Here is a 12,219-nt window from a genome sequence, read left to right on the forward strand (position 1 = left end):
ATCATGATGATGGTCAAAGCTATTTGCATTGTCCCAATTGCGGCGAGATGATAGAGATAAAGTGATTATTCTTGTGGAAAACCGTAACGGTTCCCCGCTTGTGAAAGCTTCCTGAGCAAAGCGAAGGATTTTTCTTGACAAAGTTTCATTAACGTATATATAATTAATCCATTAACTATTAAGGAGTAAACAAAATGAGCGTATTTGAAGAGATGGGCTTTAATCCGGAACAGATCAACAAAAACGAGGAGTTTGTCTACAATATAGCCAGAACATATCTTATGCTTACCAAGGAATTTTCAGAGTTCTACAAAGAATTTAAGTTTACACCCGCAAAATTCAACGCGTTGGTTCTTATTGAACATCTTGGCAAGGAAGACGGTGTATCTCAAATAGAAATATCAGAAAAACTTATTGTGACAGGAGCTAATATAACAGGGCTTATTGACAGATTGGAGAAAGATAAGCTGGTTGTGAGAATCCCTGATATTAAAGATAGGAGATCAAATAGAATAAAGATAACTAAAAAAGGCGAGGAATTAATAGAGAAAATCTGGCCATTGCATATTGAAAAAACAAATTCATTAATAAAACATATTTCCAATAATAGGAAATATGAGGTTATTGGGTGTTTAACGGAGATAAGAGAAAGATTGGGAAAGGAGGTGAGATAATATAAAAATACAAAAGTCAAAATTGGGAGAACTATGTTAGCTGAAATCAGAAAAATTTGATAAAATGTTAATTTTAACAAGGAGGAAATGAAAAATGATTGCAAAAAAAATCGCCCTAGGATTTGGAATCGCGGTTGTTCTGCCAATGATGGTTCATTATGGTGTAAGTACTTTTAGCCCACGTGTGAAGTGGCAAGACTATCAGATTGAGAACTATTCTCAACGTTACAAAAGAGCAACTCCCGCTGAAAAAGTAAAGCTTGAAAAAGAGAAATCGCAACTGACAAAGCAGCGAAAAGAACATGAAAAACGCTTTGAAAAGCATTTATTTTTCGTGGCTGCTCCAATAGGTATAGCTGCAATCATCGTTGGTTCTGTCATCGCAGTTCAAAGTATTGGGACAGGGCTCATATTTGGGGGAATTTTTACTCTTTTGAATGGTTATTGCTGGTATTGGTCGGAATTACAGGACTGGATGAGATTTTTGTCGCTTCTGGTTGCTTTTGTAATTCTCATCTTTATTGGATATCGTAAATTTGGTAAATAAGACCCAAATAATCAGGGTTATGATGCAATAAGAAGAGCGTTCTTAATAGAGATGATTAAAGTTTTTGGTGAAAATTAAGGAGGAAAATTTATGATGAAGAAAAAACATATGGCCAGTTTCCTGTATCTTTTCTTAATGATCTTTTTGTGCAGAACTGCATATCCATTATGGCAAGAGGATAAGGTGGATCTGTGGCCGATCTTTACCTATGATGATAATCCAACCAAAATTAACTTTCTCTGGCCGATTACTATGTATAAACATGCGCCTGATGAAACATCTTTTGCATTAAGACCATTATTTCATTCAGCATCTGAGGGGAATGAGTACAATCTGGATTTGATATGGCCTCTTGGAAAATACTCAAGTGAAGGAGAAGACATAAGGAAAGTCTATTTCTGGCCGATCAGTTACTATTCCAAAGATAACGATGAAAAGAAGATATACCTGTTCCCCATTTATTATCATCGCGACGGAAATAAAAAAAGTTATAGCATCATACCACTGTTTCATTATTCGGATGAAAATTTTTACTTATTTCCTTTCTACATGCGTATGGATGAATATTCAAAAAGGATTTTCAGCCCTTTGTTTTATTATGGTAGGGAGCCCAATAAGAAGGAATTCTGGTTTATAAACACATACTATAGAAATAACTTGAATGCTAAAGAAAGAACCGAAGTGTTCTTTCCTGTTTATTTCAGAGGATATGATAAAAACTCCAGATGGCTGTTTGTATTTCCAATAGGAGGGAAGCATCAGGGAGAAACGAGGTCTAAAACCATGGCTCTCTTTCCTCTTTATCTTAATTTTAAAAATTTTAAGGATAGCGACAAAAGGGAAGTTAAAAATTCAGAGACACATTTTCTTTGGCCATTAGGAAAATACAATAAAAGCGATGGCAAAAAGAAAGCCTATTTTTGGCCGATTGCTTACTATTCCAGTGATGGCGATCATGAGAAAAAGTTTTATTTATTCCCTATTTATTATCATCGCGATGGTGACGAAAAAAATTATTGCATTATACCTGTGTTTTATTATGGTAATAAGCCTAAAGGAAAAGCATTTTGGTTTATAAATACCTATTATAGAAATGATTTAGCTGCTAAAGAGAAAGATTTGTGGATTGTTCCTATTTATTTCAAAGGACATGGGAGGAATTTCAGATATCTATTTGTGTTCCCTATAGGAGGAAAATACGAGGGGAAATCTAAATCCACAACCATGGCTCTTTTCCCTCTTTATCTCAATACTAAGTGTTTTAATGATAATAATAAAAAGGAAGTTAAAAATTCAGAGACGCATTTTCTTTGGCCGTTAGGAAAATATTCTAAAAACTACTCACAAAAATGCAAAATGTCTAGTATCAGAATATTCCCTATCTTCAAAAAAGAGATAAAAGGTCAAAAAAAATCAGGATACTTGATGTGGCCATTATACTGGTTTTTAAGTGATAACTTGGAAAAGAGTGAGGGACTCATATGTTATAAGAAGCACAAACAAGAAACTTATTATAGGGATTTTTATGAACGCGATTATAAGAGTGACCATACAGGTATAGTCTTATGGCGCTGGGATGAAAAGGGGAAGGTTATAACAAAAACGTATCCTGATAATAAGAAGGACACAAAACCTTCAGATACAAAAGAGATAGCTTATAAACGATCAGGCCTTGCTCTCTGGCCGCTTTATTACCACAAGAATTTTAATGGCAAAGCAGGTCATTACTTTATTTGGCCTCTTTTGGGAAGACCAAAACAATACGTCTCAAGGAACAATAAACTGTCGAAGTGGGATTGGGATTTTATTTTTCCAATCGGTGAATATACAAAAGAAAACGAAAAGGTTAGTATCTTGGATGACGATTACGAGATTAAGCCAAGCTTAGAGTACGACGCAAAAAATAATTTAAAAACTATCGGTTTGTGGCCATTATATAAATATCAGAAAGAAACTTCAAAAATTAATAAAGAACGATTTGGATCAAGGCATTCATTCTTGTGGCCTTTGGGTAAAATCATTGTTAACAAAGATAAAGAGGGTAAAAAGTTTACAGGACAGAGATTTTTTCCACTGTATTGGAGCAAAAGGGAAGAAGATAATAACAAGACTGTGCAAAAGACAAAACTCTGGCCGATTCTTGGTTATGGAATGGATGATAAAGGAAAATACTCTTTATCTCTGGTTTCTCCATTTCCCGCATTGGAAGATCCTGAAGGATATGAAGCTAACTGGGCACCTTATTTCTCTTTTTATCACATTCAGGGCGTGAAAAATGAATATAAAGAATCCTTTATTTTATACCGATTGTATCGTCACTACAAATCTAGTTCAGAAAGGCAGCTCCAAATATGGATGCTGTATGATTATTTTAAGCAAAAAGATAAGATTAAAGTTAATCTGTTAAAAGGTTTCTTGGGCTATGAGAAAGATCATAATAAAAAGCATATGAGACTTTTATATTTTAAAATACCAGTAGGGAATAAAGGAAAGGGAAGAATATGAATAATGAACAAATCAGGAACGAATTAGAAGAACTCAAAAAATCAAATCAGACTCAGTCTGATAAAATAAGAAAGCTGGAAAACAGGTTATCCGGGAATGTAAAGACGGAGACTGTTGAACCGCCCGTTATAAAGGCGCCTCCTGCTAAACCATCAATTGACAAAATGCCTACTAAAAGAGAAACAAAGTCTCCTTCAGAAATTGAGTTGCTTATTGGAGGTAATTTGCTAAACAAAATCGGAATATTTGCGTTTCTTGTAGGTATTAGTTTTTTTCTTAAATATGCTTTTGAGCATCAATGGATAAAAGAATTAGGTAGAATAATATTGGGGGTGGTATCCGGTATTTTTATAATCGGGCTGGGTGAGTATTTCAATAGACAAAAATTAAAAAATTTTGCACAAAGCTTAATAGGCCTTGGAACAGCTATAATATATCTATCAATATATGTGGGATATAATTATTACCATCTGATTTCGCTTCCGGCTGCATTCATTCTCCTAATACTTATAATTACTGGAAGTTCCTATATGTCAATGCGCCATAATTCTCTGTCTCTGGGTATATTATGCCTTATCGGTGCCTTTCTTGTCCCGATTCTTGTTCATACGGATAAACCGAATTTATTGGGATTATTTGGCTATTTATTGGTTATAGATATTACTTTTGGAGTAATAGCAAGATATAAAAACTGGCGTGTATTAAACGCTATCATGTTTACTGGTACATATATTGTATTCGGATTGTGTTCTTTCCAACAATATCCTGTCGCCAAAATAGCACCTGTGCTTTTAGGAGCTATCTTGTTTTATGTATATTTTCTGGGATTAACAAACATCCAGCTTATTAAGTGGAAACTAAAAGCATCAAGATTTGAAGAAATAATAATTATTGGGAATTCAATTTTATTTAATATCATTCAATACTCCTTACTGAAAAATAGCTATTTGAATCAAGCTGGTTTTGTAATGGGATTGCTTGCTGTAGGGTACATAGCATTGTCCCTAAATAAAAAGTCTTTTTCTGAAATGATAAGAGGATATTATGAAGCTTTGGGAATAATTTTTGTTGGTTGGGGGCTTGGAATTTATCTTGACTCATACTGGCTTAAGCTCGGTTGGGCTGTATGCGGAGCAGGAGTGATCTATCTAGGTTTAAAATTTAATCGTGTATGGTCTAGAACATTTGGTCTTCTTATGCTGTATCTGGCAATATTTAAATCTACATTTTTTGATCTCAGTGTCTCACCCGTTTTAGAAAAAACTTTCTTTATTAATCAACGCTTTATTACTCATTTCATTGTTGCATGTTCAACGGCTTTTGCAGGATTTTTATATCATAGGTTTAAATTTAATATGACTAATATTGAAAAAAACTTAGAAAAAATCTTGATTGCAAGTTCTATAATTCAATTCTTCTGGTATGTTAACTCTGAGATATATAGACATTACAAATACTTGGGAGAGATGTTGCACAAAAGTTTTGATAATCAGAGAAATATGTTTTTTTCTATTTTTTGGACAGTATATGCCTCAGTTTTAATGGCAGGAGGATTTGTATGGAGAAATAAATATATTCGGGTAAGTGCTATGGGACTTCTTGGACTAACAATACTAAAGGTCTTCTTTTATGATTTGTGGAATCTTGGGAAAATATACCGCATGATTTCCTTCATAGTTCTTGGAGTAATCCTGATACTAATATCATTTTTGTATAATAAGATAAAAGACAGGGTAGTTGGGACATAGTGCTGAAGCTAATCCAAGAAGAATCATCATGCTTGAAGACCCAAATAATCAGGGTTATGATGCAATAAGAAGAGCGTTCTTAATAGAGATGATTAAAGTGTTTTATGAGTAAGAATCTCCGAAGTAAAGGATTTAAGGCTCTTCTTGCAACTCAATTTCTGGGCGCGTTTAATGATAATGCATTTAAGCTGATAATATCCTTTATTGCAGTAGAGCATATGATAAAGAGCGCTGCAGGAGCTCAATATCTGAGCGCCGCAAGCGCATTTTTCATCCTGCCGTTTCTGCTTTTCTCTTCCTATTCCGGCTTTTTTGCTGACCGGGTTAGTAAACGAACCATTATGATTTATGCCAAATTTGCAGAGCTTGCCATTATGGCACTGGGCATGATTGCACTGTTCTCGGGAAACTTTGCTTTTATTTATGCAGTACTTTTCCTGATGGGAACACAGAGTGCTTTTTTCGGCCCTGCAAAATATGGAATTCTTCCGGAAGTTCTTACTGAGGAGGAAATCTCCGAAGGTAATGGGCTTATGCAGATGTGGACATTTCTGGCAATAATTCTCGGCATGGCATTCGGAGGGTTTCTGATGACAGCAGTTAAAGGAAAAGCATATCTTGGGTCAATTGCATTCATTATAATCTCATTACTGGGAATAATAACAAGTTTTTACATTCATAAGGTTCTTCCATCCGGGTCAAAACGCAAATTCCAAATAAATTTTCTTAGCGATATCTGGTCCACAATAAAGATTGTAAAGGAAAAACGCCCGATGTATCTTTCTATGACAGGCATAGTCTATTTCTGGTTTCTAGGAGCTTTATTTCAATTAAATATCCTCTTATATACCAGTAAGATGATGCATGTTTCACAGCTTGCAACAGGATTATTGCTCACTGTAGTTGCTCTTGGCGTGGGCATAGGCAGTTTTCTTGCTGGAAAGCTCTCAAGCGGAAGGATTGAGTTTGGATTTGTACCATTGGGTTCAGTTGGATTAAGCATTTTTTCAATACTTCTTGCATTTTCATATACATCTATTCCCTTCACAGTTATTTGCCTTATTTTTCTTGGTATCTCCAGTGGGTTTTTTGTTATTCCGCTCAATGCGTATATTCAGGAAAACAGCCCGAAAGATTCAAGAGGTAAGTTTCTGGCTACAACTAACTTCCTGTCCTTCACGGGTATTTTGGCAGCTTCAGGAATGTTGTGGTTAATTCTTGAAGTGATTGGATTATCTCCTGCCGGAGCATTTGGTTTTCTTGGCGGATTAACTATTATATCTACAATTTATATAGTTTTGCTTTTACCAGATTCTTTCTCGCGGTTTTTGGCCCTTATATCAGTTTTGTGTCCTCGCAACCGCCTGCTTTAGCTGGCGGTTATCTGTTATTCTTCCCGTCATTGCGAAGGATGAAATCCTGAAGCAATCTCGTTGTCATTCTGCGAATTGATTGGGAAATCCGGGGGGTTAAAGATTTGACATTTTTTTTTAAAGGTCGCGGTGCCGCTTTTCCTTTCCAGCGCATTGTTATGGAGTTTTAAAAATCATTTACAATAGTAAAAATAGACGATACAGCTCCTATTGCTGTAGCTTTGGATATTGAATATTTTTTGCTTTTTTCTTCTTTTATATGAACAATATTTCTAAAATATCTAACAGAATCGCTTAAGCTATGTATAGCCTTCTTTAAGATGTCTTTATTTCGACATGCTTTAATATATTCATCAAATGTGTTATCGGAAGGTTTTATTTTCTTTTGGATTAGATATTGCCTTAATAATTCTTCAATTATGGCACCCGATAAAATTACAGATGGTTTTGAAAACCCATTTTTTGCTAATATATATGCATGCTCTATATCACGAAATATAATACTTCTTTGGAAGTCACTTTTTACAAAATTAATTTTTCGGCCAAATTCTTTCTTTGTAATTCCAAATTCTTTTGCAATAGTAATCCATGAATATGAGTTGCCCATATTTCCAACCACTTCATCTTCTTCATCTTCTAATTCATTTATCGCCATCTGCAACTGGCTAACCATGATATTGAAAGCTGGCACTAAAGTATATGAGGAAAGCTTAAGATTCATTTTGTGTGCATTTTGCATAAAGTTAGCATAGTATTCTTGATCAAATTTTAGTAAAGGCGCAACTTTGTTAGCCCAATCAATACACGCATGTTGAGAGGGAAAGCCATCTTTAACCTCTTCTATTTCTAATAAAGCTTTTAATTTTTGAAGTAATTTCTTTTTATGCATTTTATTTCTCCTTTTTTATTCCTCTTTTTTCCATCTCTTCCAATTTCAATTTAACATCATTCTCAATTACTTCATCTAAATTTGACAATGCATCATCAATTTCCGCTTCACTAAATCCACTTTCCTTTAACAATTTGTAAAATTTATTTCTGGCTTCTTTATAAACTTCTATCAAACCATAATCATCTCCTAAATAAACCTTCCCCGTTCGTCCGATAGTGTATGCCATAACGTCAACAGCTGTTAATGTAAGGTTTTTAATATTTATTTTATTTTTGACTATTTCATTATACTTAATATCAATTTGAATTAACCCTACAATAGCTATAAGGCAAATTGTAAGAATAGGCCAAAAATCTTTTTCTTCAATTCGTTTTATTATTAACCGCCATGCAACAACAATGATCAATACTAAGATAGAACAAATTAAAATTGTAGTAGCCATTTTTATTTATCCTTTTTGGGGATGCTTCTCTTACAATAATTTCCTGATTCCGCTTATCAGTTCCTGAACAAGTTTTTCTTTTTTGACTCTTTTAACTATTTTGCCCTTGCAGAATAGAATCCCTGAGGTTTTTCCTCCTGCAATTCCAATATCTGCTTCTTTGGCTTCACCTGGCCCATTTACCTCGCAACCCATGACAGCAATTTTTATGGGTGACAATGTTGAACTGATAGAACTAAGTTGTTTTTTTAGTTTAGTTACAATTTTTATAACATCAATTTTGCATCTGCCACAAGTAGGACAGGAGATGATTTCCGGGCCGTATTCTCTGAGTTTGATAGATTGTAATATCTGAAAACCTGCTTTTACTTCTTCTTCAGGAGGCGCAGTAAGTGAGACTCTGATGGTATCTCCAATGCCTTCTGAGAGGAGTATGCCCAGGCCAACAGAGGATTTAATAAGCCCTTCAGGCAATGGACCTGCCTCTGTAATACCAAGATGAAACGGATAGTCGCATTTACCTGCCATTTGCCTGTAAGCTTCTACAGTAGAGAGTACGTCTGAAGATTTAAGGGATATGATAATGTTGTAAAATTTATGCTTTTCAAAAATCTTTAGATATTTAACACATTCATCCACCATTAATTTCGGATTTCGGATTTCGGATTTCGGATTTTTCTTTATTGAGCCTGCATTCACCCCTATCCGGATTGCTATGTCTTTTTCTGCTGCTGCGGAGATGATCAGACTAAGATGCTTTTGACTGGAAATATTTCCCGGGTTAAGTCTTAATTTATCAACACCCTGTTTTATTGCTTCCAATGCAAGTTTGTAGTCAAAATGTATATCTGCAACAAGAGGGATATTAATCTGTTTTTTTATTTTTCCCAAGCATTTTGCTGCTTTGATATCAGGAACTGCCACTCTTATAATTTCGCAACCTGTTTTCTCCAGACTTCTTATTTGAGAAACTGTAGCACCAATATCTCTGGTATCTGTTTTTGTCATAGACTGTACAGATATCAGCGCATCTCCGCCTATTATAATGTTTCCAACTTTAATAGGTCTGGTTTTACGGCGTTTGATAGGATGATTGGTTATTTTGTGAGGTATTTTTTCCATGGAAGATATTTATTTTATCTTTTGCAACTCTCATAATATCATTAAATGTTACGTATACCATTAAAGTTACAAGGAGCGCAATGCCAAATTTTGTTGCCCATTCAAGCCCTTTCTCACTAATCGGACTGCCTTTTATAGCTTCTATTAGAAAGAAAAGTATATGCCCGCCATCCAGTACAGGAATCGGAAGTAAATTAAGTATGGCAAGGTTTACACTTATCAGAGCAAGCAGATAAAACAGGTTAATAAGTCCTTCTTTTGCCTGCTTATCTGCAAGCTGTGCAATCATTATTGGGCCGCCAAGTGTTTTAGTAGATATTTCCCTCTTTATAAGCATCCATATGGATCTATATGTAAGAACTGTCAAGTTTACGGTTTGATTGCATCCTTGAACAAATGCACCGATTGGCCCATATTTACGCGTTATTGTCTTAAATTCAGGAATTATTCCTATGAGACCAATGTTTAGTGTTTTATTAAGTTTAGGCACAACACTTATTTCCAACTGCTCCTTCTCACGCATTATTATGAGTGAGATTTCCTCTCCTGCACTGTTATGAATACTCTTTGCCATATCATTCCACGAGGACATTTGTTTGCCATTAATAAATAGAACAACATCTCCTTTTCTAATACCGGCTTTGTATGCAGGACTTTCAGGCTCAACAATTCCTATTACAGGGGGAATGAATGGAGAAACTCCCAAGTACCCGCCTCCTTTTTCTTTGTTGAACTCTGTTTTGACCTGAATGCTTTTTCTTTCTCCGTTTCTGTCAATGAGTATAGACAGTGCATGATTTGGATGAGTCAGGATAATATGTTGAAACTTACTCCAATCTTCGATTTGTTTGCCATTGGCTTTCAATATTGTATCTCCCACTTTCAGGTCAGCTTTGGAACCAGGCGAATCTTTGGCTATTTCTCCGATTTTAGCCTCAAAATAGGGTAGTTCTATTCCTGCAAAGAAGATACAAGAGAAGACAAAAATTGCCAGCAGTATATTCATAAAAGGGCCTGCAAGTATTACAAGGATTCTCTGAAAAGGCCCCTTAGAATAGAACTCACAATCAGCGCCTGTTTTTTCTTCAGTAGATTCTCCTGCAAGTTTTACATACCCTCCTAAAGGTACAGCAGAGACTAAGTATTCTGTATCTCCTTTCTGAAAGCCAATAAGTTTAGGGCCAAATCCCAGAGAGAATTTTTCTACTTTAATGCCAAAGCTCTTAGCTACAAGAAAATGTCCCAGTTCATGTACGAAAACCAGAATACTTATTACAACAATAAATGGGAGTATATGAATCAGCCAATTTAGAGCAAACATGTTTCCCTCGCCCAAGCATCAGATGCAAGGATATTATCAAGGCGTGGATTTTGAATAACATTATGTTTATTCATAACCTTTTCTATTATTTGAGGAATATCTGAAAATTTTATTTTTTTCTTAAGAAACAGATTGACAGCAACATCGTTTGCACTATTAAGAACAGCAGGCATAGTTCCGCCAATTGTACCTGCTTCATAAGCAAGTTTCAGGCAAGGGAATTTGTCAAAGTTTGGAGCTGAAAAATGAAACTGAGATATTTCTGTTAAGTCTAAAGGCTCTAGTTGTGTAGGCATTCGCTCCGGATACGTTAATGCGTACTGAATAGGCATCTTCATATCAGGAATTCCAAGCAAGGCAAATACTGACCCATCAATAAATTCTACCATGGAATGGATAATACATTCAGGATGTATAATGATTTCAATTTTCGATATATCTATTCCAAACAGCCAATGCGCCTCTATGACTTCCAATCCCTTATTCATGAGTGTTGCAGAATCTATGCTGATTTTTCTCCCCATTTCCCATACGGGGTGAGCTAATGCCTGCTCAGGACTAATATTATGCAAGTTTTTTTCTTTGTAAAATGGACCTCCTGAAGCTGTAAGAATAATTCTCTTTATATCCTTCTTTGATTTTCCCTCAACGCACTGAAAAATGGCATTATGTTCACTATCCACAGGAAGGAGTTTTACTCCTTTTCCCTTAACCTCTTTTAGCATAATTTCTCCTGCAGCAACCAGCAGTTCCTTAGCTGCAATCGCAATATGCTTGCCTTTTTTTATTGCTTCTAAGGTTGGGATTAGTCCGGTTATACCTGTGATTGCTGATACTACAATATCAACTTCATCAAGTGTTGATATTTTGACGAGACTTTCATATCCACATTCTATTTTTATCTTTTTATCTTTGATGCGGCCGCGAAGTTGATTTTGCGTATGCTCGTCCATTACTACAACAAATTTGGGATGAAACTGGTTTATCTGCTTTTCTAAAAGGTTGATATTAGCTTTGCCTGATATGGCTGTAACTTTGAATTTGTCAGGAAAGGATTCTACAATCTCAAGAGTGTTTCTGCCAATTGAACCTGTTGCTCCAAGAACAGCAATGTTTTTCATTTTGCATTTGGCTCATAAACACTTACACATTTTCTGGCTCTGATATTTTCAAAACAGACCACGCCGCTTATTTTAGAAAACAACGTCCAATCTCTTCCACAACCAACGTTTTTTCCCGGAGAGAATTTTGTTCCGCGCTGACGAACAATAATACTGCCAGCTTTTACGGGCTGTCCACCAGAACACTTTATGCCAAGTCTCTTACCTGCGCTATCTCTCCCATTCCTCGAACTTCCCAGTCCCTTTTTATGTGCCATAGTATATCTCCTGACTTTTTAATGTATTGGGGAGTATATTGATTTTCTGATCTATTGTCAAGTAAGCAACTCAGTTGGGTAATGCAAGAAGTTTTATGCAAATTCATACTATCAATCTCTCCTAAGGACTGTAAATTATCAGTCATCTCCTAAATTGTTTATGCTACTTCTCTTCACCTTGTGGATACTGCCGTTCTGTGTATAACTCTTCGAGTTA

General features: G+C 35.4%; 11 protein-coding genes. 5 read left to right on the top strand and 6 right to left on the bottom strand.

Features of this window, described 5'->3' with window-relative positions:
• The first annotated feature begins 194 nt into the window (after positions 1 to 194).
• The 5 genes from KKC91_05285 (at position 195) to KKC91_05305 (ending at position 6,847) form a co-directional block, all read left to right on the top strand.
• Positions 195 to 674, top strand: coding sequence for a MarR family transcriptional regulator (locus KKC91_05285; GenBank protein MBU0477961.1), 480 nt, complete (start codon positions 195 to 197; stop codon positions 672 to 674).
• Between the two features lie 94 nt (positions 675 to 768).
• A complete protein-coding gene (locus tag KKC91_05290; GenBank protein ID MBU0477962.1) occupies positions 769 to 1,221 on the top strand; it encodes a TMEM14 family protein in 453 nt (150 codons plus the stop codon).
• Between the two features lie 90 nt (positions 1,222 to 1,311).
• Positions 1,312 to 3,726 carry a hypothetical protein gene (locus KKC91_05295; protein MBU0477963.1) on the top strand — a complete coding sequence of 805 codons (2,415 nt, stop codon included), beginning with the start codon at positions 1,312 to 1,314 and terminating at the stop codon, positions 3,724 to 3,726.
• Positions 3,723 to 5,474, top strand: a complete 1,752-nt coding sequence (locus KKC91_05300) for a DUF2339 domain-containing protein (GenBank protein MBU0477964.1) — start codon at positions 3,723 to 3,725, stop codon at positions 5,472 to 5,474. Before KKC91_05295 ends, KKC91_05300 begins: the two co-directional genes overlap by 4 nt.
• Positions 5,475 to 5,578: 104 nt before the next feature.
• On the top strand, positions 5,579 to 6,847 hold the full coding sequence (locus tag KKC91_05305) for an MFS transporter (protein ID MBU0477965.1): 1,269 nt from the start codon (positions 5,579 to 5,581) through the stop codon (positions 6,845 to 6,847).
• 166 nt (positions 6,848 to 7,013) lie between these two features.
• Here KKC91_05305 and KKC91_05310 read toward each other — a convergent pair whose 3' ends face one another.
• The 6 genes from KKC91_05310 to rpmA are packed head-to-tail and all read right to left on the bottom strand — an operon-like array spanning position 7,014 to position 12,002.
• The gene (locus KKC91_05310) at positions 7,014 to 7,736 is read right to left on the bottom strand and encodes a hypothetical protein (GenBank protein ID MBU0477966.1); all 723 of its coding nucleotides are present in this window, start codon (positions 7,734 to 7,736) and stop codon (positions 7,014 to 7,016) included.
• A gap of 1 nt (position 7,737) precedes the next feature.
• A complete protein-coding gene (locus KKC91_05315; protein MBU0477967.1) occupies positions 7,738 to 8,181 on the bottom strand; it encodes a hypothetical protein in 444 nt (147 codons plus the stop codon).
• A 30-nt stretch (positions 8,182 to 8,211) separates the two neighbouring features.
• Positions 8,212 to 9,303 (bottom strand): flavodoxin-dependent (E)-4-hydroxy-3-methylbut-2-enyl-diphosphate synthase, encoded by a 1,092-nt coding sequence (gene ispG, locus KKC91_05320; protein MBU0477968.1) that lies wholly within the window; start codon positions 9,301 to 9,303, stop codon positions 8,212 to 8,214.
• Positions 9,254 to 10,624 (bottom strand): RIP metalloprotease RseP, encoded by a 1,371-nt coding sequence (gene rseP, locus KKC91_05325; protein ID MBU0477969.1) that lies wholly within the window; start codon positions 10,622 to 10,624, stop codon positions 9,254 to 9,256. Before rseP ends, ispG begins: the two co-directional genes overlap by 50 nt.
• Positions 10,612 to 11,745, bottom strand: coding sequence for a 1-deoxy-D-xylulose-5-phosphate reductoisomerase (locus KKC91_05330; protein ID MBU0477970.1), 1,134 nt, complete (start codon positions 11,743 to 11,745; stop codon positions 10,612 to 10,614). Before KKC91_05330 ends, rseP begins: the two co-directional genes overlap by 13 nt.
• The gene (gene rpmA, locus KKC91_05335) at positions 11,742 to 12,002 is read right to left on the bottom strand and encodes a 50S ribosomal protein L27 (protein ID MBU0477971.1); all 261 of its coding nucleotides are present in this window, start codon (positions 12,000 to 12,002) and stop codon (positions 11,742 to 11,744) included. The genes KKC91_05330 and rpmA overlap by 4 nt, the downstream gene beginning before the upstream one ends.
• Between the last annotated feature and the right edge of the window lie 217 nt (positions 12,003 to 12,219).

The sequence above is a fragment of the bacterium genome, assembly GCA_018812485.1.
Classification (GTDB): Bacteria; JAHJDO01; JAHJDO01; order JAHJDO01; family JAHJDO01; genus JAHJDO01.